This window comes from Kocuria himachalensis (assembly GCF_054784195.1).
The window spans coordinates 34906-57397 of the sequence record NZ_BAAGPL010000004.1; the positions used below are offsets into that span (position 1 = coordinate 34906).

Below are 22492 nucleotides of genomic sequence, written 5' to 3' on the forward strand. Positions count from 1 at the left end.
AGAGTTCGCGGAAGAGGCTTTGACCCGCTGTCCAGATGAGGAAGATCCGATCCCGGACACCATCTCGGGGCGCGGTGGTGGTTCCAGAGGGTGGGAGCAGCAGGTGGTCGGTCCCGGAGTAGGGTGCGCGGTGCTTGCCCGGATGCCTCTGGGCAGGCGGGTGGGTTCGAGGGCCCGGATGCTTGAACCCACCCTCCGGTCAGGCGGTGAGGGTGGCGTAGACGACGTAGTTGTCGTCGAACTGTCCGGTGGCCGGGTCGTAGCCGTCGCAGGTGATCAGCCGCAGCTCGGAGCCGGTCGTGTTGCCGTAGACCTCCAGGGTGGGGAAGTCGTCCTTGCCGTACTGCTCGCCGCGGTCGACGGCGAACACCGCCGTGGTCCCGTCCTGGCGGGTCACCTCGATCCGGTCGCCGGGGGTCAGCTGCCGCAGGTCGGCGAAGACCCCGGGGCCGCCGCCGGTGGCGTTGACGTGGCCCAGCACCACCGCGGGGCCGCGTTCCCCGGGGGTGGGTGAGTCGGTGTACCAGCTGGCCGGGGACCCGGGTCCCTCCGGTGGGACCTCGAGCGAACCGTTCTCGCGCAGGCCCAGGTGCAGCAGCTCGGACTCGGTGCCGGTGGCGGGGATCGTCAGGGAGACCGGGTCGGAGGCGGCCAGCACCGGTGGTTGTTCGGGCGCAGGAGTGGCCGCCGGGGTCGGGCTCGAGGCGGTCGGTGCCGGGGTGCTCAACGGGGTGGCCTCGGTAGCCGAGGTGCTCACCGTGGCCGATGGGGCCGAGCTGGTGCTCTCGACTCCCGGGCTGGCGGCGCCGGTGCACCCGGTGAGCAACAAGAGGGCGGCGGTCGCCGCGCAGGTGGTGAAGTCTGCGCGGCGACCGGATCGGGATTCCGTCACGGGAATCGGAGCCTCGGATTCAGCTGGGATCAGCTGGGCGGGGCTCAGGCGCGGGCGGCTCGCCGGCGCAGGGCCCAAGCGGCGCCGGCGGCGGCCGCCAGGATACCGCCGCCGAGCGCCGCGGTCTGGGTGGTGGAACCGGTCTCCTGCGCCACCCCGGTGTCGGCCCCGCCCTCGGGCATCGCCCCCATCTGGGCGGCGGTCAGGGTGCCACAGGCGGCCGGCAGGGTCGCGGCCGCGGGCAGCGCCGGATCCAGATCCGACATCTTCTCGGCGGCCGCAGCCGGCATCTTCGCCGGGTCCACGCCGTGCACCACGATCACCGCGGTGCCGCTCTTGAGGGCCTCGGTGGTGGGCCCGTCCAGCTCGAAGGTCCGCTCGTAGGAGTAGGCACTGCCGCCGGGGAAGCGCTCCACGGCCAGCCCGGAGTCGGGGCTGGTGTCGCCCTCGGTGGTCAGGGAGGTGCCGATCATGCCGTAGGAGGGGTGGCCCTCGGTGGTGTTGACCACCCCGTCGCCGTCGGTGTCGGCCTCGGGGCCGGGGCAGGTGCCCTGGCCCTGGATGTGGATGTGCTGGGCGTGCGGGAACGGGCCGTCCATGAAGGTCTCGGCCGCACCAGAGACATCGACCGTGACGGTGGCCTGATTGCCCTGGACCTCGACCATGGCCTGACCGGTGGTGCCGGAGTTGTTCAGGGTGTTCAGCGTGGCCTGGGTCGACCAGGAGTCATGGCCGTGATCGGCGGCCATGGCGGGGGCCGCCGAGAGGGCCAGGGCGCTCAGGGCCAGGGTGGGAACGGCGAGCAGACGCATCTTCGTGTTCATGATCGGTTCCTTCATCGTGCTGGGGGTGCACACGGGGTGTGTGCATGGGGGGTTCGGAGCTGATCACCCCCCCGGATGGGTGACCCGGGGAAAACTTTGAAAAGAGTTCCGCCGCGACGCTGTCATTCCGCGGAAATGCCCGCAGGCTCTGTCATCGCGAGGTGTGGGAGGGACCCCACAGATGATCGACTCCAAGCTCATCAGCCCTCTTACCATCTGGGCCGTTTACGAGTGTAACCGGCATCACACCAGGTGAGAAGGGCAGGGGAACCTTGGGTGGTGCAGGCTTTCTCGACAAGCAGGAGGGAAGACCCCACGTTTCCGGGTGTCCCTGGAGACGAAGGCAGCCGCGATCCGTGCTCAGGACCTGTGGTGGGACATCGCCGTCGGCCTGGGGCATCTCACGATTGGGTGGCTGTCCCCCAAGGTGTCGGCGGAGCCACACCCATCCGTTGCGTGGGCGGTGGCGAACAGTCACCGTGAAGAATCCTCGTCCGCCCGTGGTCTCCGGCCGTCACGGCCGGACCCTGCCCGGGCGCCTGTCCGGCAGAGCCCCTCTGGGGCAGGGGCCGCGGAGGGCGGCGTCGATGGCGAACCACCGTAGGGGTGTGGCAGTGTTCACACCGAGCATATCCCCGTCTGCTTCTTCGACGGGGCCTTGGTGTCGACGGGATGGACGGGGGGATCCGATGACTGAGCCCCGCCCCGGCTGGGGAGATCGCCAGGACCGGCCCCTCGATGTGCCCAGCCGCTCTCACCTTGACGACCAGCCCGCACCTGCTGGGCCGGCGGCCTCCAGCGAGGATGCAGGGATCGATCATGCGGAACTGCTGCGGCGCAGCGCCGAGGGTGACGAGGCCGCCTTCGCCGCCCTCTACGACGCCACCGCGCCCAAGGTTTACGGGGTGACGTTGCGGGTGACCCGCTCCCCGGAGATTGCCGCCGAGGTCCTCCAGGAGGCCTATCTGATGGCCTGGCAGCAGGCCTCCCGCTTCGACCCGGAGCGCGGGACCGCGCTGGGGTGGTTGTGTACCCTGGCCCATCGCCGTGCGGTGGACCGGATCCGGCAGGTGGCACGGGAACGGGCTCGGGAACAGACCTATGAGAACCGAAGTGCGGGAACCCCGGCCGATGAAACCTGGCAGGAGGTCGAGCAGGACATGGAGACCCGCGAGGTGCGGGCCGGCCTGGAGGCCCTGACGCCGCTGCAGCGTGAGGCCGTGTCACTGGCCTATTACCAGGGATGCACCTATCAGGAGGTGGCCCACCGCCTCGGCATCCCCTTGGGCACCGCCAAGGCCAGGATCCGCGATGGACTGTATCGACTGCGCACAGCATTGGGGGTGCGACCATGAACGACACCCACAGCCACCACATGGACACCGGCGCCGTCCACGAGCTGGCCGCCCTCTACGCCGTGGACGCCCTGGAGCCGGCCGAACAGGCCGCTTTTGAGCGCCACCTTCCGGGGTGCCCTCGGTGCCAGCAGGAGCTGGCCGACTACGCCGAGGTCACCGCCCACCTGGCCGAGACGGTGGCCCAGGATCCCCCGCCCGCTCTGCGAGCCGCCGTGCTGGGCGCCATCCACCACACCCGGCCCCTTCCTGTCTTGTCGGATGAAGCGCCCACCGGGGGCGGAGCGGCACCGGCAGCTCCGGGGACGAGCCGGGGGACCGATTCGACAGATGAGGGCCTCCCCGGAAACACCATCGGCCACCCTGGGGCCGAGGTCGTGTCCCTGGACGCCCATCGGCGTCGCCGCTATCGTCGCCTGCTGGCCGCCGCCGCGGCCGCCGTGCTCGTTCCCGGAATCGCCCTGGGCGGGTGGGGCCTGGGCATGCAGTCGGAGCAACGGCAGCAAGAGCAGCTCCTCGCCCAGGAACAGGACCGCCAGAACCGGCTGCTGGCCGCCCCTGATGTGACCACCCACCGGATCGAGGTGGAGGGCCGGCCCGCCACCCTGCTCGTGTCCCAGCAGCAGGACACCGCCCTGTTCGTCTCCACCGACCTGCCCGACCCCGGGCAGGGGCGGGAGTACCAGCTGTGGCTGATCCAGGAGGACACCCCGGTCCCGGACGTGCACTTCACCGGGGGGCAGGTCCGCACCTGGCTGGACGGCGAGGTCGCCGATGCGGCAGCAGTGGCCATGACTGTGGAGCCGGCCGGGGGTTCCACCGCCCCCACCCTGCCGATCCTGGCCGCCACCGAAATCTGACAGCGCCCCGAGGAGACCACGTCCTCGCTCAACAGCACCGGGCGCACAACGCCATATTGGCGGGGCCCCGGCATGTCCTCGAGGAAACCTGCTCGCTGTGAGGCCGCCTTCGCTGACCCGCACATGGCCTTCTACACCACCCAGGCCCGCGCCCGGTTGCAGGACAACCCGCGCGCCCAGAAGCTGGCCCGCCTGGCTCTGCGCACCGCCTGGCAGCCGGTCGGGTCCGGAGTCTCCCCCGAGGCCGAGGTGGAGCACGTCCTGCGGCACCTGTTCTCCGGTCCGGAGGGACGCAAGGAGATCGAGGCCATCGACCGGCACATCACCAAACTGCCCGGCATGGAGGGGTTGACGCTGGTGGCCGAGGCCCTGGACGCCCGCCGGGTGCCCGCATGAGCACCCCCTCCCCCGGGTTCGAGCGGCATGGTCGGAGCCTCTCGATAAGCTGCACTGAACTTCACACCAGCACGGGTAAGCAAGCCATGGGGCAGGTCAGGAGCCTCTAGCGCCCCGGGATGTCCCTGCCCGGGCATGGATCTTCCACCGCTCACCACCACGGTGCCCCATCCGCTGACCGGGTGGGGCACCGTGGATTCGGGGAGGAGAGGCGTCGTCGTCACAGCAACTCAGTGCTCGACTCGAACCGGGGCAGGCGGCACACCGCCACTGACCGGATTACGGGCCGTCACCGGCCGCGGTGCGAGGCAATCGCCACGGCCCCTCGGAGCAGATCGATCACCCCCGGCCCGCCCGGATCACCACTGCTGGTGGCTGTGGTGCTTGTGGTCGCGCCCGTGCTTTTGGTGGTCCTCGCCTCCTTGGTGCTGCTGGTGCCAGCCCCCGCCGTCGGAGTACCAGGAGACGTTCTCGTGGTGCTTCCCATGGCCGTCGCCCTTCCGGTGCTCCTGTCCATGGCCGGCCCGGTCCCCGTCGTCTTCGGCGACGATCTTGCCGCACAGCGCCGGTGAGGTCGCCGCCAACGGCAGCGCCGGGTCCAGGTCGCTGGGCGCGGCTTGGGCCTCGGCCGAGAGCGTGGCCGGGTCCAGACCGTGGACCACCACCACGGCCCGCCCGTCCTCCAAGGCCTCCCGGGTCTCGGCGTTGAGCTTGATGTCGCGCTGGATCTGATAACTGCCACCCATCCCGGCCAGAGCCAGGTTCAGTCCTTCCTCGGGCCCGGTGGCCCCGCTGGTGGTGAGCGTGGTGACGATCCCGCCGTAGGAGGGCGCGCCCTCGGTGGTGGAGATGACTCCGTCGGCGTTGATGTCGGCGATCCCGGTGGGGCATTCCCCGGCGGCCTGTTCGTCGGAGTGGATGTGCTGGACGTGCGGGTAGGGCCCGTCCATGAAGGTCTCGGCCAGACCGGAGACCCATAGGTCCACCGCGGCGTGATTGCCGTGCACGTCCAAGGACAGGCTGCCGGAGCCGCCGCTGCCGTTGATCTCGTTCAGGGTGGCCCGGTAGGAGTCCTGGGCTGCCATCGCTGGGGTTGCGGTCATGGCCAGGGCGCCCAGGGCCAGGGTGGGGACAGCAAGGTAACGCATCTTCGTGTTCATCGGAGGCTTCTTCCGTTGAGCCGATGTCGCACGTCGACGGCGTGCGTATCAGGTGTTCGGAGCCGACCCCCGTGGGGACGGGTGACTAGGGAAAAGACTTCGAGAAAATGGCTGACGTGCTGTGCTGACCCGGTCGCAGACCGAGGTCACCAGTCCTGGAGCACCGCCTGGACATACCCGGTCACCATCAGGTCTCCCTATGTGGTTGAAGGTGAGCAGCACGGCGGGCATGAAACGTAGGCGACCTCATTTCATCGGTGCTCCCGCAGGGTGGCTGGGCGGGGTCTGGCGGGTCAGAGCAGTTGCTCGGTGGTGTTACCGCCGTCGGTGGTGCGCAGCACGGTCCCGTCGACCACCATCAGGGACTCGAGCGTGCCGTCCTCGGTGATGCTGGAGGCCAGGGCGGTGCTCTCCCCGATCGGCTGGTCACTGACCGTCCAGGTCTTCCCGGCGTCGGTGCTGGTGAGCAGTCGTCCGTCGATCCCGGCACCGACGATGGTGGTGTCGTCGGCCCAGGCCACCAGGGACATCAATTGTGGGGTATCCAGGGTGCCCCAGGTGGTCCCGCCGTCGTCGGAACGCATGACCCCGTCCTCAGTGGTGGCCAGGATCGCGCCTGTGCTCGGGGCGATCGCCAGGGCGGCCGGTGCGGAAGGGATCTCGACGGTGTTCCAGGTGCGCCCGTCGGAGCTGGCGCGCAGCTGCCCGTCGAAGCCGAGCACCCCGTTCGGACCGGCGGCCAGGGTGTGGAAGTCCGATTCCCCGCCCCGGGAGAGCACCTGCCAGGTTTCGCCCTGATCGGTGGATTCGATCAAACCGACCGGTTCGGGCAGATCGGTGCCGGTGCCGGGGTGACCTGAGGCCAGATAGCGGCCCTCGGGCGTGACGGTGAAGCCCATCAGGTCCACGACCGGACCCACCTGGGTCAGTTCCCGGTCCTGGAGGCGGAACAGGCCTTCGTGGGTGGCCAGCAGGATCATCCCGGCCCCTGCTCCGCCCCCGGTCACCGTGTCGCGGGTGATGGCGTGCACGTGGGTGATCGCCGTGCCGGCGCTGCTCGCTCCGGCCGGGGCCGGGGTCGGTGCCGGGGAGGAGCACGCCGCCAGGGCGCCGGTGCCGAACAGGCCGATCCCGCCGATGAGCAGGGTTCTACGGGTCAGGGGGTTCATGGGTCCTTTCCGTCTCGCACCATGCTGCGAGGACCATCCACCATTGTCGATCGGGCGGGAAGGGCCCCGCGGCGTTTTCCTTGAAGGTTTGACGAAGATTCCTCCCCTACCCGGTCTTCGGCACGATTGCGGTTCGGGTCGAGGGGGACACTGAGGTCATGAATCCTGGCATCGATGCGGTGGCCGGGCGGGTGCTGGTGGTCGACGATGAGAAGCCGCTGGCCCTGATGGTCGCCACCTATCTCAGCCGCGCCGGCTATGACGTGGCCATCGCCCACACCGGGCCTGACGCCGTAGAGGCCGCCCGCGCTCAGACTCCTGATGTGGTGGTGCTGGATCTGGGGTTGCCGGGGTTGGACGGGATCGAGGTGTGCCGCAGGATTCGGGGGTTCTCCGAGTGCTACGTGCTGATGCTCACCGCCCGCGGGGACGAGGAGGACAAGCTGGCCGGGTTGGCGGCCGGGGCTGATGACTACATCACCAAGCCCTTCAGTGTGCGCGAGCTCGTCGCCCGGGTGGCCGCGGTGCTGCGCCGTCCTCGGACCACGGTCGTGCCGCCGCAGCCGGCCCGGGTGTTCGGGGAGCTGACCGTGGACCTCACCGCCCACGAGGCCCGCGTGGGCGGGAGCCCGGTGGGGTTGACCCGCACCGAGTTCGACCTGCTGGCGGCCCTGTCGGCCCGGGCGCACCAGGCGTTGTCCCGCCGTCAGCTCATCGACACCGTGTGGGACCCGGCCTGGGTGGGTGATGAGCGGCTGGTGGATGTGCACATCGGGCACCTGCGCCGGAAACTCAGTGATGACCCGAGCGCCTACATCGACACCGTGCGCGGGGTCGGCTACCGGATGGTGACCCGATGAGCCCCCGGCACGAACGCGGCCTGGCCTCCCGCTTCCTGGCCGCCCAGTTGCTGGTGGTCGCCGCCAGCCTGGCCGCCGCGGTCGTAGTGGCCTCCGTGGCCGGCCCGCCGATCTTCCACGAGCACCTGATCATGGCCGGGCATGCGGAGAGCTCCCCGGAGCTGCTGCACGTGGAGCAGGCCTACCGCGACACCAACCTCATCACCCTCGGGGTGGCTCTGGGCACCGCCCTGATCTGCGCGCTGGTGGTCAGCGCCTGGTGCTCCCGTCGCCTCCGGGCCCCTTTGGAACGGCTCACCGAGGCGGCCCAGGGCATGGCCCGTGGCCGCTACGACACCCGGGTCCCGGCCATGGGTGCTGGTGCTGAGGTGGACGCCCTGGCCTCCTCGTTCAACACCATGGCTGCCCGGCTCGAGCGCACCGAGGACACCCGTCGGCGGATGCTCTCGGACCTGGTCCACGAGATGCGCACCCCGATCTCGGTGCTGGCTGTCTATCTCGAGGCCCTCCAGGACGGGGTCACCCACTGGGACGAGGCCACCGGTGAGCTCATGACCGACCAGCTGGGCCGGCTGACCCGGCTGGTCGAGGACATCAACGACGTCTCCCGCGCCGAAGAGGGACGGATCGACCTGGACCGCACCGAACACCCCGTGGGTGAGCTGGTCCGCGCTGCCGTCGAGGCCCACCGGGAGGCCTACGCCGCCAAGGGTGTGAACCTCACCGTGGACGCCGATCACGACGCGGGAATCGTGGAGGTGGACCGGCAACGCATGGGCCAGGTCTTGGGCAACCTGCTCACCAACGCCCTGCGCCACACCCCACCCGGAGGCACCGTGACCGTGCGGGCCACCACCCACGGACCCCGCCGCCTCACCCTGGTCGTGGCCGACACCGGCGACGGCATTCCGGGCGAGCACCTGCCCCAGGTGTTCGAACGCTTCTGGCGCGGGGACACCGCCCGCGACCGCGACCACGGCGGCTCCGGGATCGGGCTGACCATCTCCAAGGCCCTGGTCGAGGCCCACGGCGGGACCTTGACCGCCACCTCTCCCGGCCCCGGTCAGGGGGCGATCTTCACCGTGGAGTTGCCTGGGCACAGCTCACGGCCGGCCAGGACCAGCGCATGACCACACCCCCTTGCGCTATACCCCTAGGGGGTATATACCTGAGGTGAGCACAGGCAGTTCCTGCCTCTGCCGAACGATCCGATCGAAGGAGCAACAGATGACTTCCGAGACCCGCGTTCCGCTGCCGATGGCCCCCACCGGCTGCGCCTGCTGCGCCCCCACCCCGGCCCCCGACCAGACCGCCCCCACCGCTGAGACGGCTCCCTCGACCGGGACCGCCACGGTCTACCGGGTGGAGGGCATGACGTGCGGCCACTGCGCGAAGAGTGTCACTGAGGAGCTCACCGCCGTGGACGGGGTGAGCGATGTGCACGTCGACCTGGTCGCCGGTGGCACCTCTACCGTCACCGTCACGGCTGACCGCCCGCTGTCCACGGCGACGGTCCGCGCGGCCGTGGAGGAAGCCGGCTACACCCTCGTCAGCGCCTGACGAGCCCCGATCATCACCTTGGCCCCCTAGGGGGCTTACGCGGAAGGAGCACATCATGAGCGCCCCGCACCACCACGACCACCCCCGCCCCGCCGCCCCGGGCCGCGAGCACACCGGCCACGGGATTGAGCAGCCCTTGGATCACAACAGCCACGGGCACCACGCCGATGCCGACACCCACGGGCAGGCCATGCCCTCCGGCCACGCCCACTCGGGCCTCGATGAGGACCACATGGTCCACGCCCACGGGGAGCACGCCGGGCACTCCACGGCGATGTTCAAGAACAAGTTCTGGCTCTCCCTGGCCCTGTCCATCCCCGTCGTGTACTTCAGTCCCATGGTCGGGCACCTGCTGGGCTACCACGCCCCGCAGTTCCCCGGCTCGGCGTGGATCGCCCCGGTGCTGGGCACGATCATTTTCTTCTACGGCGGGATGCCGTTCCTCAAGGGCGGGCTCACCGAGCTGAAGTCCCGCCAGCCGGGGATGATGTTGCTGATCAGCATGGCCATCAGCGTGGCCTTCGTCGCGTCCTGGGTCACCACCCTGGGGATCGGCGGCTTCGACCTGGACTTCTGGTGGGAGCTGGCGCTGCTGGTGGTCATCATGCTGCTGGGCCACTGGATGGAGATGCGCGCTCTCGGGGCGGCGTCTTCCGCCCTGGACGCCCTGGCCGCCCTGCTACCCGATGAGGCCGAAAAAGTCCTCGACGGTGAGGCCGTGACCGTTGCGATTGCCGAGCTGGCCGTGGGCGACGTCGTCCTCGTCCGCTCCGGGGCCCGTGTCCCGGCGGACGGAACCATCACCGACGGATCGGCCGAGTTCGACGAGTCCATGATCACCGGGGAGTCCCAGGCGGTCTCGCGCACGGTGGGCGAGACGGTCGTGGCGGGCACCGTCGCCACCGACAACACGGTGCGCGTACGGGTGGAGGCCGTCGGGTCCGACACGGCCCTGGCCGGGATCCAGCGCATGGTCGCCGACGCCCAGGCCTCCTCCTCCCGCGCCCAGGCGTTGGCCGACCGGGCCGCCGCCTGGCTGTTCTGGTTCGCCCTCACCGCCGGCATTCTCACCGCCATCGCCTGGACCCTGCTGGGCCAGCCTGACGATGCGGTGGTACGCACCGTGACCGTGCTGGTGATCGCCTGCCCGCACGCCTTGGGGCTGGCCATTCCGCTGGTCATCGCGATCTCCACCGAACGCGCCGCGAAGGCCGGGGTGCTGATCAAGAACCGGATGGCGCTGGAGCGGATGCGCACCATCGATGTGGTGCTCTTCGACAAGACCGGCACGCTGACCGAAGGCGCCCACGCCGTCACCGGCGCCGTCGCGACTGAGGGGGTCTCGGAGGCCGAGCTGCTGGCCGTCGCGGCGGCCGCGGAGGCCGACAGCGAGCATCCCGTCGCCCGGGCCATCGTCACCGCCGCGGCTACCCACCCCGAAGCCACCCGGCTGGGACTGCGCGGCACCGGCTTCCGATCGGCCACCGGCCGTGGCGTGCGCGCGACCGTGGACGGGACCGAGGTCGTCGTGGGCGGACCGAACATGCTGCGCGAGCTCGGCCTGTCCACCCCGGCCACGATCACCGCCGCCACCCGGTCCTGGACCGACCGGGGTGCCGGGGTCCTGCACGTGGTGCGTGACGGGCAGATCATCGGCGCCCTGGCCCTGGAGGACCGGGTGCGCCCCGAGTCCCGCGCGGCGGTCCGGGCCCTACAGGAACGCGGTGTGCGGGTCGCGATGATCACCGGCGACGCCCGCCAGGTCGCCGAGGCCGTCGGGGCCGATCTGGGCATCGACGAGGTCTTCGCCGAGGTCTTGCCCCAGGACAAGGACACCAAGGTCCTCGAGCTCCAGTCCCGGGGGATGACGGTCGCGATGGTCGGCGACGGCGTCAACGACGCACCCGCCCTGGCCCGGGCCGAAGTGGGCATCGCCATCGGGGCCGGCACCGACGTGGCCATGGAATCCGCCGGCGTGGTGCTGGCCGGCAACGACCCCCGGGCCGTGCTGTCGATGATCGACCTCTCCCGGGCCAGCTACCGCAAAATGCTGCAGAACCTCGCCTGGGCCACCGGCTACAACCTCATCGCCGTGCCCCTGGCCGCCGGTGTCCTTGCCACAGCCGGGATCGTGCTGTCCCCGGCCGTCGGGGCGGTGCTGATGTCGGTGTCCACGATCGTGGTGGCCCTCAACGCCCAGCTGCTGCGCCGTCTCGACTTGGACCCGGCGCACCTGGCCGTCACCAGCATGGACGACCGCCGTGCTGCCAGCACTCAGGCGTCCGCGACAGCAACAACCCACTGACCCCCAACTACCCGATCCACAACGAGTAAGGACATATCGTGAAGCGTTCCACCACCCTCACCACCCTCGCCCTGGCCTCCACCCTGGCCCTGGCCGGCTGCGGCACCAGCGGCGAGGAGAGCACAGGGGAGGCCCCCGAGGCCGCCACGTCCGCGGCCGCCGGCGCCGGGAGCACGGACACCGCTACGACTGCCCCCTCCGGCTCCGCCCAGGCGGTCACGGAGGAGCACAATGACGCGGACACGATGTTCGCCCAGATGATGATTCCCCACCACGAGCAAGCCGTTCAGATGAGCGAGGTGATGCTCGCCAAGAGCGATCTCGATCCCGACATCGAGGAGCTGGCCAACAAGGTTGTCGCCGCCCAGGGCCCGGAGATCGACCAGCTCAAGACCATGCTCGAGACCTGGGGCGAGCCCACCTCGATGGAGTCCGCGGGCATGGAGGGCATGGACCACGGCTCCGAGTCCGGTGCGGGCATGGACGGCATGATGACCGACGAGCAGATGCAGGAGCTGGAGGCCGCCGAGGGCACCGAGGCCGCCGAGATGTACCTGACCATGATGACCACCCACCACCGCGGGGCCATCGATATGGCCCAAACCGAAGTCGCCGACGGTGAGAACCCCCAGGCCATCGAGATGGCCCAGAAGGTGATCGAGGACCAAGAGGCAGAGATCGCCGAGATGGAGACCCTGCTCGCCCAGCTCCAGAGCTGATTCCTCCACCTCTTGGGCGGGCAGCGACTTGCACTGAAGGGCAGGTCAGAATCACTCGAGGGTCAGGCCCCGGTTCGATGCTGCGGATCGGGGCCTGGTGCCGGCCCGCCGAGTCATCTGTTGCTGGCGTTGCCCGTGGCGGGTCGCGCCCCGCGGTTTGCACACCCCCAGGACCGTGGCCGCGAGCAACACCAGTGCGGCAGCTCCGGCGTGAAGCACCGGGGAAGAGTTTCGCACTACCTCCAGCTCTGCCCCGGGATCGGCCGCCGTCTGCGCCATGAGTGCGAAGGTCTGCAGGTATGCCAGCAGGACGGCGGTGGCCACGACGGTGATGCCCAGTTTGAAGATCACCCAGTAGTGGCGGAACAACCCCCAAGGGGTGCCCAAGGACTGGACGATCCCCGTGGCCAGGGAGGCCACCGCCAAGGGCACCAGCATGAACCACCCGGCCTGTTCCATGAGCAGATAAGCCCCCCGCACGGTCAGCACGTCGGGGCTGGACAGCCCGATCAGCGCCATGGCCAAGAAGACCAGCACCGCCCCGAGCCAGCCGACCGAGGACACCACGTGGGCGGTCAGCGCCGCCTGGCGCCATCCCCGTGACAGGGTCATGACCACCCGGGGTAAACCTGGGCCAGTACCTGGGCACCAGAACCCGGGGCCAAGGCGTGGCGGCCGGGGCCGTGGCCACCCGGTCCACCGAGGACCAGCAGGACGGCAACCAGCACGGCCAGCAGCACCACGATGATTCCTGACACCCTCACCCAGCGCGGCATGCCCTCCAACTCGCCGTGGCCAGGGCCCGGACCCGGACCCGGACTGCCCGCAGACCCATTAGGGCGGTGATCGGCCATGAGGACCTCCTGGCGAGTAGACGTGCGGTCGCATCCTGGATTGCACCACGGGGTGCACCACCTGCGTGCTGCCCGCCCGGATGCCGCCCGCGCCGACCTGATGACCGCCGACCCCACCAGGACCACCGTGGCGGCCATGGCCGCCCGGTGGGGCTTCGCCAATCCCGGGCGCTTCGCCGCCGCCTACCAGCAGGCCTACGGCGAAACCCCCGCCGCCACACTGCGCCGCTGAATCCTCGCTACCCTCACCCCGCCCTCTCGGCGGGAACACGGAAGCCCGCACGCCGAAGACGACAGGAAGGCCCTCCTGCCCACCATGGGGCTCAACGCACTCAGAGGTGGCCGCAAACGAACCCCGGCTGCAATGTCGATCTCGTGGAACGGCTGATAACAGGCCATATGTAAAGCGGCAGGGTACTGAGTCACGCTTGGCTTCGTGATGACGGTGTCGGTTCAGCTTGAAGTTTGAGCTGTTTGTCCGGCGTGCTTTCTCGTCATGGTCGCAACAGTGGGTGGTCCGGGAAGGGCAGCAAGGCGGAGAAAAGCTCCGCCGGTGACCGGCCATCGAGGACCGCGCGGGGCCGGTGCTTGAGCTGATACGCGACGGCCTGTAGGTGCTCTGGGGTGTGCACGGACAGGTCGGTGCCCTGGGGAAATACTGGCCCACCTGTCCCAAGCTGCAGACTCCCCCAGTGCCGGCCACTCCCAATTCAGAACAAGCCAGAAGCATCAGCCAGCGCAGAACGTTAGTAATAGTTCGTTAGGTCTGTCGTAGAGGCTCCACGACGAACGGCCCGGACGGAGGAGATCCTCCGGCCGGGCCGTTCGTTCGTGGTACCCGCGCCCGTAGCGGCGCCGCGGACGGGGCTCAGGCCACCGTGAAAGCCTCGAGCAGGCCGGTGTACTGTTTGGGCCGCGGCGCGGCGAACTCCCCGCGCGACGCGCCGGGTACGCCCAGTCGCACCATGGCTTCGACGAGTGCCGTGGCCGCGGCCACGCCGTCGATGACCGGCGCGCCGATCTCCTCCTGGATCCGTGCGCACAGTCCTGCCATGCCCGCGCAGCCCAGGACCACCGCGTCGGAGCGGTCCTCGTCCAGGGCCGTGGCGCACAGGGCGGTCACGACTCGTGTGGCATCGGAGCCCGGGTTCTCGAGTTCCAGGACCGGGATCTCGCAGGAGCGCACGCTGCGGCACCTGCCGGTGAAGCCGAACGCGTGGGCCAGATCCCAGGCCCGGCCCTCCGTGCGGGAGAGGGTGGTGACCACCGAGAAGGACCGCCCGGTGAGGGAGGCGAAGTGCATAGCCCCCTGGGCGATGCCCACGACGGGCCGGCCCTGCGCCACCTCGCGGGCCGCCTCGAGCCCGGGGTCGCCGAAGCACGCAATCACGAACCCGTCCGCAGCGTCCTCCCGGACCGCGGTGCAGATCACCTCGAGGATCCCAGGCACCGCAAGCGACTCGTCGTAGTGGCTCTCGATCGAGGCCGGTCCCATCGGCGGGCTCACGGCGGCGACCGTGGTCCCAGGGGCGGCCGCGGCGGCCGCGCAGGCGCCGATCGCTTCAGTCATGCTCAGAGTGGTATTCGGGTTAACCACCAGGATGCGAGGGCCACTCACGGGCGCGCCTCCGCGGCCGTGCCAGTGGCGGTGGCTGGTGCCTCGGCGGTCTCCTTCCAGGGGCCGTGCACTGAGGCGGCCCAGTAGATCGCCGCGCCCAGCGCGCACCCGATGAACCAGTTGAACGCGGCGGCCCCGGCCAGGCTCGGCACCAGAACGAGGACCAGGCCGACCAGCGCGGCGGCGACTGTGGCGAGGACCGCGTTGGGATTGACGCCGTTGCGGTACCAGTACCGGCCGCCGGGGTCCATCGAGTAGAGGGCGTCGACGTCGATGCGTTGCTTTTTGACCACGTAGAAGTCGACCAGCAGCACGCCGAAGAGGGGGCCGATGAACGCGGCCAGGGTGTCGAGCGTGTAGTGGATCAATTCGGGGCTGCTGTAAAGGTTCCAGGGGGTGATGAGCACCGAGCCCACGGCAGCGATCATCCCGCCCGCGCGCCAGGAGATCCTGCGCGGGTCGACGTTGGAGAAGTCGAAGGCCGGGGAGACGAAGTTCGCCACGATGTTGATCCCGATGGTGGCGATCGTGAAGGTCAGCGCGCCGAGCAGGATCGCCCAGGTGCTGTCGAGCCGGGCGACGGTCTCGATGGGGTCGGTGAGGAGCTCCCCGTAGACCGGGACGGTGGCCGCCGCGCAGGTGACGGTCAGCAGCGCGAAGAGCGTGAAGTTGATCGGCAGGCCCCAGAAGTTGCCGCGCTTCACGTCGGCGAAGCTGCGGCTGTAGCGGGAGAAGTCGCCGAAGTTCAGCAGCGGCCCCGAGAAGTAGCTGACCACCAGGGCCACGGCGGTAAGCATCAAGGGCAGCGCCTCCCAGCCGGTGAACTTCACGGTGCCCAGCGTCCAGTTGACGTTCTGCCACCCGGCGGTGGCCACGAGATAGATCGCCAGGGCGAACATGACCACGTACACGGCGGGCCCGGCCCAGTCGATGAACCGGCGGATCGAGTCCATGCCGCGCCAGAAGACGAGGGCCTGGGCGACCCACAGGACCGCGTAGCCGACCCAGCCGAGTGCGGAGAGCCCGAGGAAGCCGTGCTGGTCCACGTCGGCGTACGCGCCGAGGGAGGGCCACAGCCGGAGCATGACCACGACGAGTGCGTTGGAGGCCAGGTATGTCTGGATGCCGTACCAGGCCACAGCGATGAGCCCGCGCACGACCGCCGGCAGGTTCGCGCCCCGGACGCCGAAGGCCACGCGCGCCGTCACGGGGTAGGGCACCCCGGCCTGCTGGCTGGGCTTGGCCACGAGGTTGGCGAAGACCTGGACAATCACGATGCCGACGACGAGGCAGACGAGCACCTGCCAGCTGGCCAGCCCCAGGGCGAAGAGGCTGCCCGCGGTGACGTAGCCGCCGACCGAGTGCACGTCGGACATCCAGAACGCGAAGATGTTGTACCAGGACCACTTCTGATCCTTCAGCGGGGCGAGATCCTCGTTGCTGAGGCGCTCGTCGTAGCCGGGGCGCGCAGCGCCCTGGGCCGGGGCAGGGGCCGCGGCGGCAAGAGGGACGGGATCGGGAGCGACGGTAGACATGGCGTCGGCCTTCCAGAGGGGCGGTCCGAGGCGTGCACGGAGCACGGCGAGGACGCGGTGAATGAAACGTCAATATCGACACGCCCAGTAAACGGGCATTCTGTTTCACCACCGTTTCCGCACGGGGCACGATTCGTTAACACCAGAACCCACCGGCACCCCGGGATCCCCGGCCCCGCTCCACACCCCGGGGCGGCACGGAGGACGGCACCCTCCGGCACAACACCGCACGTTCCGATCGCTGCACACCTCCACGGGGTGATAAAGGCGAAACAGCCCTTCGAGACAGTGGTCACCCGGCACGGCTCGGCCGTGTAGCGGGCCCGCCGGGCGACACTCAGCACCACTGCTACCAGGCCGTACGATGAGCCCACAGCGACCCTCCCACCGCGGTGCGGGCTCCCCCAAGTCTCTGACCGCCCCACCACGGCGGAGGGTCAGCGGCCCCTCCCTGCTCTCCCGCCTCACCGCGTCATGGGGCAGGTGCGAGCCCGCGTGCTGGTGGCCCCGGGATCGTCCTGGGGTCATCTCGGGAGAGCAGGAGAGACAGGGCATGACCACGATGAACAAGACCGTCAAGGGATGGGTGGCCGCAGGCTCCTCCGCCACACTGCTGGTGGGTGGGCTGGTGCTGGGCGCCCCGGCGGCCGTGGCCGCCCCCGGAGACGCACCCTGTCTGCAGGCCTCCGGCCAGTTCACCGCGGCCCTGGCCGCGGCCGGGATCACCCCCGTCTCGGTCACCCAGCTGGAGCAGGCCGCCGAGGCCGTGGTCGTGGCCGAGGAGCAGTATTTTCTCCTGGCCGATGCCGCCGCCGGGGAGATCGACGTGCAGCTGGAGGCCGCCTGGGCCGAACTGGAAAGCGCCGAAGCCGCCAAGGACCCGGAGGCGATCGCCGCCGCCGAAACCCGGATCGCCGAACTCGAGGTCGCGATCATGCTCGCCCTGGACACCCCGGAGATCCTCGCCGCCGACCAAACCCTCGACGCCGCGATCGAGAACCTGGATGCGCAGCTGAACATGCTGGCCCTGGACGAGACCGCCGCCGAGCAGATCCTGGCGCTGTTCAAGCAGTTCCTCGCCGCCTGCGACGGGGCCGGGACCGGCACCCCGGTCACCACCCCGGTGGTGACTCCGGCTCCTGCCGCACCGGTCGCTCCTGCCCCCGTGATCGCCATCCCCGCACCGGCACCGGTCACAGAGCCGGCCCCGGTCGCAGTGCCGGCGCCGGCCGCTACCATGGTAGTCGCCGCTCCGGAGCAGGCCGTCCCGGTGCCCATGAACCCGGGGATGAACATGCAGACCGCCGCGACCACCGACCAGGAGCACCCCGGTGTCGCCCTGGTCACGGCCCTGCTCGCCGCCGGGATCGCGGTGCCCGCCGCCGTGGCCGTGCGGATGCACCGGCTCCAGCGCCACCACCCCTGACCAGTGCTCTCCTCCTGGGGCCGCCCTCATCAGCGGCCCCAGGAGGAACGCAACACGCTGCCGGCGCGTGGATAGGGAGCACCGAAGAGGCCAGCGAAGCTACCGGCTCAGTTACCGGCGCCATAGCTGGAAACGACCGCTGCGGCACCCCTACTGCAACGCCGCCCTCACAGAAATTGTCCGGTAGCGAGCCATATGTAAAGCGGGGGCGGCGATGCCCTTTGATGCCAAGGTGAGAGGTTCGGGGACGGCCTCAAAGCGTAAGACGCCCGCGTGGAAACCCGAGCGGACCCACTATGGACGGGGCGCACGATAGCAGAGGCGCAGTGGGAACGAGGGGACGGAGGGCAACGTGGGCGCTTATATTCCGCTATGTCTGCGGCGCGTCACGTGATGCACCGCATCGAGGGAGCAGAGATCAGGACCGGCCTCCGGGCTTGCCCCAGGACATCGCACCGAACACCTCGTCGGAATGCTCCAGGAACTCCACATCCGCCCGCGCCAGCAACGCGCCGGGGGCGTAGTCATCGGCCTCGCAGCGCACCGGCACGAGCGCCTGGTGCGGGGCGTACTCGTAGTCGATGCACAGCACCAGCTCCCCGGCGCGCAACTTCAGGCCCGGTCGGTCCGCGAGTATCCGATAGCGGCGCAACCGGGCAGGGGGCTGCGCCGAACATGATGTCGTAGCGGGGACGGGGTCGGTCTGGGTGAAAGTGCTCAAGACGCTCATGGATGATGACTTCCTGGAAAGCAGACTTCCCGGAAGGGACCTCCCGGGGCGTGACGCGCCCCATCGGTCGTCCACCGTCAATAGTAGAGACGCGGTCCGTGGCCGGGAAGGGGTGCGCGGGTGAACATCAGGGGTCGCCCGGTGCCGCGCACGGCACTGTGAACTCCTACTGCGACGTTCGTCAGCGGGCCTGAGCGTCGGCGTGAAGGGCGTTCAGGTACATCCAGCCAGTCCGTACGCGGAACCCCTACTGCAGCACCCGGTGCGTGAAATCATTCCTCTGCCGTCGTCCGCGTCGGGCCGGCGCGGCAAGAACGTGCGCCGCCCCGATGCGGCCGGGGTGCGAAGCCAGATCTGACTCCAGGGACAGTGGTGACGCAGCCCTGGGCGGTGGGTATAGTGGGGAAGGCGAGGGGCAGTAGCCCTGAGAAGTAAGCCAGGCAGTCATCCGGACGGTTCGACGAGCCTGGCTCGCGCATTTAAAAGACGCATTAGGTCAACATGCAAACCCCAGAGACCAGCGGGCCCGCCATTTCGACCCATGGTCCACGCTTTTGGTAGCACCAGGCCACCGCATCGGAGACCCACAGCAACGGCTCCTCGTGCGCCTTCGGGAAGGCATAGCGGGGACGGTGCTCGTAGCCGGCGAACGTCCGCGCCAGGACCCTCTTGTCGTTGTCGAACGAGGAATCGTCCTTCTCCAGGTAGAGGTGGTCGACCTGACAGACCGCGACGTCCTCCGCCAAGGCGGTCAGACACAGCGGCCGGGCCTCCTTGTCCTTGAGCCCCTTGGCCACATACACGGACACCGCGACGTCGAGACGGGCGAAGTCCTTGAGCAGCTTCTTGCGCCGGTCGTCCCTCTCGTCGGTGAAGTGGATCCGCTTCTGCTTCGGCAACAACAGCGCCCGCACAGCTTTGCGGGTGGCGTTCACATCTCCGGCGGCCACCACGCTGGCGGCGACGTAGTACCCGCCGACCTTGGACTCGTCGACGAACACATGCGAGTGAGGGGCGTATTCGGGCACCGAGAAAGACTATCGGTGCCCGCGTCACGGAACTTCCACCGCGACATCGCGCTGGAAGAGATCAATCGGTCGGACGGGAGTTCCAACAGATGTGACAACTCCCGTGGCCTGTTGGCCGCTATTGGGCCTTATGTCAACCGGTAACGACTCTGTCTGCGCTTTTCACCTTGCTCCAAGTGCTCCTGCGGAGTACCGGCAGAGGTTACTTCACTGGGGTCAACGGGTCCGGCCAGAGCGGCGGATTTGGTGCTCGTCGGTGCAGAACATTTTGCGTTCCCCGGTGCGTCCGTCGCGGATCCAGACGACACGGAGGGCGAGCATGCGTTCTTCAATGTGGCCGCTGCAGATGAGTGTTTCTCGTTGGTGGACGTCGACACGATCCCCGGGGCGCAGAGACTCAAGGTCTTTGATCGGTGTGGTGCTGCCCGCCATGCTGTGCGCCTTTCTTCTGCGGGTGTGCGGTCGTCCTGAAGAGCTGCTGCCGATGGGGCGCGGTGTCATCCCTGTCACCGCGCCCCATCCAGTGGATGTTCTACAGGTGTCGCTCGTCGGGGCCGTTGTACTCGGACAGCGGGCGGATCAGGGAGTTGGCCGCGACCTGCTCCATGATGTGGGCGGTCCACCCGGTGATCCGGGCGGCGACGAACAGCGGGGTGAAGGTGGGGATGTCGAAGCCCATCAGCCAGTACGTGGGCCCGGCCGGGTAGTCGAGGTTGGGCTTGATCCCCTTGGCCGCCTCCATGGACTTCTCCAGCCCGTGGTAGAGGCCCAGCAGTTCCGGGCGGCCGTAGTGGGCGATCATCGCGTCCAGGGCCGCCTTCATGGTGGGCACCCGGGAGTCCCCGTGCTTGTACACGCGGTGGCCGAAGCCCATGACCTTCTTCTTCGCCGCCAGGGCCTCGTCCATCCAGGCCTTGGCCCGTTTCTCGGCGTCGCCGGCGGGCTCGTCGGCGCGGATGCCGAGCTCCTCGAAGGTGTGCATGACTGCCTCGTTGGCCCCGCCGTGCAGCGGGCCCTTCAGCGCCCCGATGGCCGCGGTGACCGCCGAGTGCAGGTCCGACAGGGTGGAGGTCACCACCCGGGCGGTGAAGGTCGAGGCGTTGAAGGAGTGCTCGGCGTAGAGGATCATCGAGACGTTGAAGGCCTCCACGACCGCCGGGTCCGCCTCCTCGCCGAAGGCCATCCACAGGAAGTTGGCCGAGTAGCCGAGGTCCTCGCGGGGTTCGACCGGGTCCTGGCCGTGCCGGCGGCGCTGGTCATAGCACACCACCGCGGGCATGGCCGCGAACAGCTTCTGGGCCTTGGCCAGGTTCGCCGCCGGCGAGGAGTCCTCGGCCTGCGGGTCCTGGGCGCCCAGGACGGAGGCGGCGGTGCGGCAGACGTCCATGGGGTGGCAGGTGGTGGGCAGCGCGTCGATGACCGCCTTCAGCTCCGGGGTCAGGGCGCGGTGGGCGCGCTCGAAGGTAGAGAACTCCGCGAGCTGCGCCTCCGTGGGCAGCTCGCCGTTCCACAGCAGCAGGGCCACCTGCTCGAAGGAGCAGTTCGCGGCCAGCTCCTGCACGGGATAGCCGCGGTAGAGCAGGGAGTTGGTGTCCGGGTTGACCTTGGAGACGGCCGTGTAGTCGGCCACGACCCCGGCCAGTCCCCGACTCACCACCGGCTGCGGTGCCGGGGTGGGGGCGGATGCCGGGGTGTCGGTGTCAGAGAAAAGGACCTGCGTCATGGTGCTCTCCTTCAGGATGGTCGAAAAGGTCTGAGGCGCCCGTTACCGACGCGGCACGCGGCGGCAGGCAGCTGCTGTGCTGTCTTGAGTGCGACGGGAGCCGGGGAGGGGATCGTCCGCGGGGGCCTCTCTAGGAGAGGCCCCCGCAGCGCGGTCCCGGGTGCCGGGCGGCGTGGATGGTGCGGGTCGGTGCGTTTACCGGGTGCTGGGTACGGGGCTGGCGATCCCGGGGACGTCGAAGTCGAAAATCCCGGTGTCGAACTGGTTGTACCCGTTGTAGTCCACCAGCTCGTAGAGCCGGGACCGGGTGAGCATGTCGGGCACGGCCGCTTGTTGGGTGCCGTTGGCGGCGATGGTGGCCAGCACCTGCTCCATGGCGCCCAGGGCGGCGCGCATCAGGGTCACCGGGTAGATGATCATGTTCGCCCCGGCCTCCTGCAGCTGGTCGGTGGTGAACAGCCGGGACTTCCCGAACTCGGTCATGTTCGCCAGGATCGGCACGTCGACCGCGGCTCGCATGGCTTCGAACTCCGAGAGGTCGGCCATCGCCTCGGGGAAGATCGCGTCCGCCCCGGCGTCCACCAGGGCCCTGGCCCGGTCGGTGGCCGCGGCCAGGCCCTCGACGCCGCGGATGTCGGTGCGGGCCATGATCAGGAAGTTCGGGTCCCGGCGGGCCTCGGCGGCGGCACGGATCCGCTTGACGGCCGTGTCGAGGTCCACGACGTTCTTGCCGTCCAGGTGGCCGCAGCGCTTGGGATTGAACTGGTCCTCGATGTGGCACCCGGCCAGGCCCGCGTTCTCGAGCTCCTGCACGGTGCGGGCCACGTTCATGGGCTCCCCGAAGCCGGTGTCGGCGTCGACGAGGCACGGCAGGTCGGTCACCCGGGCGATCTGCCCGGCCCGGGCGGCCACCTCGGGCAGGGCGGTGAGCCCGATGTCGGGGAAGCCGAGCTCGTTGGCGAGCACGGCCCCGGAGATGTAGACGCCGTCGAAGCCCTGCTCCTGGATCAGTTTCGTGGACAGCGGGGTGTAGGCGCCGGGGAAGCGGACGGTGGCCGGACCGGCCAGCATCTCGCGCAGGGCGATCCGCTTGGCCTCGGGGGTGGTGGTGGAGAACAGCATGGCTCTAGAAGATTCCCTTCGTGCCGGTGCGCAGGTCGACGGAGGCGGTGACGTTGAGGGCGTCCAGCTGCCCGGCGCCCAGGTCCGGGAGGTTCTCGGCGGCGGCGATGAAGCGCTCCAGCTCGTCGTCGGCGACGATCCCGGCGGCGAGGGTGCGCAGCTTGGTGACGTACTGCTCGCGCGCGAACGGGCGGGCGCCGAGCGGGTGGGCGTCGGCCACGGCGATCTCCTCGACCATGGTGGAGCCGTCGGTCAGGGTGATCTCGGCCCGTCCGCCGAAGGCCTTCTCGGCCGGGTCGAGGGAGTGGTAGCGGCGGGTCCACTCCGCGTCCTCGGCCGTGGTGACCTTGTTCCAC

At 69.5% G+C, this 22492-nt stretch carries 22 protein-coding genes and 2 pseudogenes; 10 read left to right on the forward strand and 14 right to left on the reverse strand.

The window, feature by feature from the left end; genetic code table 11:
* Positions 1-199: 199 nt before the first annotated feature.
* Positions 200-757, reverse strand: coding sequence for a class F sortase (locus ACYVM4_RS03125; protein ID WP_460667637.1), 558 nt, complete (start codon positions 755-757; stop codon positions 200-202).
* A 179-nt stretch (positions 758-936) separates the two neighbouring features.
* Positions 937-1716, reverse strand: coding sequence for a hypothetical protein (locus tag ACYVM4_RS03130; RefSeq protein WP_460667638.1), 780 nt, complete (start codon positions 1714-1716; stop codon positions 937-939).
* 689 nt (positions 1717-2405) lie between these two features.
* On the opposite strand from ACYVM4_RS03130, the gene sigK reads away from it, so the two are divergent.
* The 3 genes from sigK to ACYVM4_RS03145 all read left to right on the forward strand — a co-directional run bounded on the left by sigK (position 2406) and on the right by ACYVM4_RS03145 (position 4327).
* Complete coding sequence (gene sigK, locus ACYVM4_RS03135) at positions 2406-3071, forward strand: ECF RNA polymerase sigma factor SigK (RefSeq protein ID WP_460667639.1); 666 nt, start codon at positions 2406-2408, stop codon at positions 3069-3071.
* Entirely contained in the window at positions 3068-3931 is an 864-nt protein-coding gene (locus ACYVM4_RS03140; protein WP_460667640.1) for an anti-sigma factor, read from the forward strand. The genes sigK and ACYVM4_RS03140 overlap by 4 nt, the downstream gene beginning before the upstream one ends.
* Before the next feature lie 123 nt (positions 3932-4054).
* Positions 4055-4327, forward strand: coding sequence for a hypothetical protein (locus tag ACYVM4_RS03145; protein ID WP_460667641.1), 273 nt, complete (start codon positions 4055-4057; stop codon positions 4325-4327).
* Between the two features lie 359 nt (positions 4328-4686).
* Here the strand turns inward: ACYVM4_RS03145 and ACYVM4_RS03150 are convergent, their stop codons facing one another.
* Together ACYVM4_RS03150 and ACYVM4_RS03155 are read right to left on the reverse strand one after the other, a co-directional pair.
* Positions 4687-5487 (reverse strand): hypothetical protein, encoded by an 801-nt coding sequence (locus ACYVM4_RS03150; protein WP_460667642.1) that lies wholly within the window; start codon positions 5485-5487, stop codon positions 4687-4689.
* Between the two features lie 293 nt (positions 5488-5780).
* The gene (locus ACYVM4_RS03155) at positions 5781-6656 is read right to left on the reverse strand and encodes a F510_1955 family glycosylhydrolase (protein WP_460667643.1); all 876 of its coding nucleotides are present in this window, start codon (positions 6654-6656) and stop codon (positions 5781-5783) included.
* 158 nt (positions 6657-6814) lie between these two features.
* Between ACYVM4_RS03155 and ACYVM4_RS03160 the strand changes: the two genes are divergently transcribed.
* The 5 genes from ACYVM4_RS03160 (at position 6815) to ACYVM4_RS03180 (ending at position 12100) form a co-directional block, all read left to right on the forward strand.
* Positions 6815-7516: a response regulator transcription factor gene (locus ACYVM4_RS03160; protein WP_460667644.1), complete on the forward strand. Its 702-nt coding sequence runs from the start codon at positions 6815-6817 to the stop codon at positions 7514-7516.
* Positions 7513-8646 carry a HAMP domain-containing sensor histidine kinase gene (locus ACYVM4_RS03165; RefSeq protein ID WP_460667645.1) on the forward strand — a complete coding sequence of 378 codons (1134 nt, stop codon included), beginning with the start codon at positions 7513-7515 and terminating at the stop codon, positions 8644-8646. The genes ACYVM4_RS03160 and ACYVM4_RS03165 overlap by 4 nt, the downstream gene beginning before the upstream one ends.
* A 97-nt stretch (positions 8647-8743) precedes the next feature.
* A complete protein-coding gene (locus ACYVM4_RS03170) occupies positions 8744-9076 on the forward strand; it encodes a heavy-metal-associated domain-containing protein (protein WP_460667646.1) in 333 nt (110 codons plus the stop codon).
* Positions 9077-9350: 274 nt separating this feature from the next.
* Positions 9351-11381: a copper-translocating P-type ATPase gene (locus ACYVM4_RS03175; RefSeq protein ID WP_460667692.1), complete on the forward strand. Its 2031-nt coding sequence runs from the start codon at positions 9351-9353 to the stop codon at positions 11379-11381.
* 38 nt (positions 11382-11419) lie between these two features.
* Positions 11420-12100: a DUF305 domain-containing protein gene (locus ACYVM4_RS03180; protein WP_460667647.1), complete on the forward strand. Its 681-nt coding sequence runs from the start codon at positions 11420-11422 to the stop codon at positions 12098-12100.
* 51 nt (positions 12101-12151) lie between these two features.
* Here ACYVM4_RS03180 and ACYVM4_RS03185 read toward each other — a convergent pair whose 3' ends face one another.
* Positions 12152-12712, reverse strand: coding sequence for a DUF2269 domain-containing protein (locus ACYVM4_RS03185; protein WP_460667648.1), 561 nt, complete (start codon positions 12710-12712; stop codon positions 12152-12154).
* Positions 12713-13006: 294 nt separating this feature from the next.
* Between ACYVM4_RS03185 and ACYVM4_RS03190 the strand changes: the two genes are divergently transcribed.
* The gene (locus tag ACYVM4_RS03190) at positions 13007-13186 is read left to right on the forward strand and encodes a helix-turn-helix domain-containing protein (protein WP_460667649.1); all 180 of its coding nucleotides are present in this window, start codon (positions 13007-13009) and stop codon (positions 13184-13186) included.
* A 262-nt stretch (positions 13187-13448) separates the two neighbouring features.
* Here the strand turns inward: ACYVM4_RS03190 and ACYVM4_RS03195 are convergent.
* The 3 genes and pseudogenes from ACYVM4_RS03195 to ACYVM4_RS03205 all read right to left on the reverse strand — a co-directional run.
* Positions 13449-13610 (reverse strand): annotated as a pseudogene (locus tag ACYVM4_RS03195) (IS30 family transposase); the annotation flags it as partial.
* Between the two features lie 212 nt (positions 13611-13822).
* The gene (locus ACYVM4_RS03200; protein WP_460667650.1) at positions 13823-14524 is read right to left on the reverse strand and encodes an aspartate/glutamate racemase family protein; all 702 of its coding nucleotides are present in this window, start codon (positions 14522-14524) and stop codon (positions 13823-13825) included.
* A gap of 44 nt (positions 14525-14568) precedes the next feature.
* The gene (locus tag ACYVM4_RS03205) at positions 14569-16107 is read right to left on the reverse strand and encodes an NCS1 family nucleobase:cation symporter-1 (RefSeq protein ID WP_460667651.1); all 1539 of its coding nucleotides are present in this window, start codon (positions 16105-16107) and stop codon (positions 14569-14571) included.
* Positions 16108-16660: 553 nt separating this feature from the next.
* Here ACYVM4_RS03205 and ACYVM4_RS03210 point away from each other — a divergent pair.
* Complete coding sequence (locus tag ACYVM4_RS03210; protein WP_460667652.1) at positions 16661-17533, forward strand: hypothetical protein; 873 nt, start codon at positions 16661-16663, stop codon at positions 17531-17533.
* A gap of 418 nt (positions 17534-17951) precedes the next feature.
* Here ACYVM4_RS03210 and ACYVM4_RS03215 read toward each other — a convergent pair whose 3' ends face one another.
* From ACYVM4_RS03215 to ACYVM4_RS03240, 6 genes and pseudogenes are all read right to left on the reverse strand, one after another.
* Positions 17952-18263 (reverse strand): hypothetical protein, encoded by a 312-nt coding sequence (locus tag ACYVM4_RS03215; RefSeq protein WP_460667653.1) that lies wholly within the window; start codon positions 18261-18263, stop codon positions 17952-17954.
* A 491-nt stretch (positions 18264-18754) separates the two neighbouring features.
* Positions 18755-19291: a hypothetical protein gene (locus ACYVM4_RS03220; protein WP_460667654.1), complete on the reverse strand. Its 537-nt coding sequence runs from the start codon at positions 19289-19291 to the stop codon at positions 18755-18757.
* A gap of 216 nt (positions 19292-19507) precedes the next feature.
* Positions 19508-19723 (reverse strand): hypothetical protein, encoded by a 216-nt coding sequence (locus tag ACYVM4_RS03225; RefSeq protein WP_460667655.1) that lies wholly within the window; start codon positions 19721-19723, stop codon positions 19508-19510.
* Positions 19724-19823: 100 nt separating this feature from the next.
* A complete protein-coding gene (locus ACYVM4_RS03230) occupies positions 19824-21014 on the reverse strand; it encodes a bifunctional 2-methylcitrate synthase/citrate synthase (RefSeq protein ID WP_460667656.1) in 1191 nt (396 codons plus the stop codon).
* 195 nt (positions 21015-21209) lie between these two features.
* Positions 21210-22136, reverse strand: coding sequence for a methylisocitrate lyase (prpB, locus tag ACYVM4_RS03235; protein ID WP_460667657.1), 927 nt, complete (start codon positions 22134-22136; stop codon positions 21210-21212).
* A 4-nt stretch (positions 22137-22140) separates the two neighbouring features.
* Positions 22141-22492 (reverse strand): annotated as a pseudogene (locus ACYVM4_RS03240) (MmgE/PrpD family protein); the annotation flags it as partial.

Bases quoted from the DNA above. Each gene is read 5' to 3' on its own strand.
- ACYVM4_RS03130 (WP_460667638.1), bottom strand. From the start codon at position 1,716: ATGAACACGAAGATGCGTCTGCTCGCCGTTCCCACCCTGGCCCTGAGC.
- sigK (WP_460667639.1), top strand. From the start codon at position 2,406: ATGACTGAGCCCCGCCCCGGCTGGGGAGATCGCCAGGACCGGCCCCTC.
- ACYVM4_RS03140 (WP_460667640.1), top strand. From the start codon at position 3,068: ATGAACGACACCCACAGCCACCACATGGACACCGGCGCCGTCCACGAG.
- ACYVM4_RS03145 (WP_460667641.1), top strand. From the start codon at position 4,055: ATGGCCTTCTACACCACCCAGGCCCGCGCCCGGTTGCAGGACAACCCG.
- ACYVM4_RS03150 (WP_460667642.1), bottom strand. From the start codon at position 5,487: ATGAACACGAAGATGCGTTACCTTGCTGTCCCCACCCTGGCCCTGGGC.
- ACYVM4_RS03155 (WP_460667643.1), bottom strand. From the start codon at position 6,656: ATGAACCCCCTGACCCGTAGAACCCTGCTCATCGGCGGGATCGGCCTG.
- ACYVM4_RS03160 (WP_460667644.1), top strand. From the start codon at position 6,815: ATGAATCCTGGCATCGATGCGGTGGCCGGGCGGGTGCTGGTGGTCGAC.
- ACYVM4_RS03165 (WP_460667645.1), top strand. From the start codon at position 7,513: ATGAGCCCCCGGCACGAACGCGGCCTGGCCTCCCGCTTCCTGGCCGCC.
- ACYVM4_RS03170 (WP_460667646.1), top strand. From the start codon at position 8,744: ATGACTTCCGAGACCCGCGTTCCGCTGCCGATGGCCCCCACCGGCTGC.
- ACYVM4_RS03175 (WP_460667692.1), top strand. From the start codon at position 9,351: ATGTTCAAGAACAAGTTCTGGCTCTCCCTGGCCCTGTCCATCCCCGTC.
- ACYVM4_RS03185 (WP_460667648.1), bottom strand. From the start codon at position 12,712: ATGACCCTGTCACGGGGATGGCGCCAGGCGGCGCTGACCGCCCACGTG.
- ACYVM4_RS03200 (WP_460667650.1), bottom strand. From the start codon at position 14,524: ATGACTGAAGCGATCGGCGCCTGCGCGGCCGCCGCGGCCGCCCCTGGG.
- ACYVM4_RS03205 (WP_460667651.1), bottom strand. From the start codon at position 16,107: ATGTCTACCGTCGCTCCCGATCCCGTCCCTCTTGCCGCCGCGGCCCCT.
- ACYVM4_RS03210 (WP_460667652.1), top strand. From the start codon at position 16,661: ATGACCACGATGAACAAGACCGTCAAGGGATGGGTGGCCGCAGGCTCC.
- ACYVM4_RS03215 (WP_460667653.1), bottom strand. From the start codon at position 18,263: ATGAGCGTCTTGAGCACTTTCACCCAGACCGACCCCGTCCCCGCTACG.
- ACYVM4_RS03225 (WP_460667655.1), bottom strand. From the start codon at position 19,723: ATGGCGGGCAGCACCACACCGATCAAAGACCTTGAGTCTCTGCGCCCC.
- ACYVM4_RS03230 (WP_460667656.1), bottom strand. From the start codon at position 21,014: ATGACGCAGGTCCTTTTCTCTGACACCGACACCCCGGCATCCGCCCCC.
- prpB (WP_460667657.1), bottom strand. From the start codon at position 22,136: ATGCTGTTCTCCACCACCACCCCCGAGGCCAAGCGGATCGCCCTGCGC.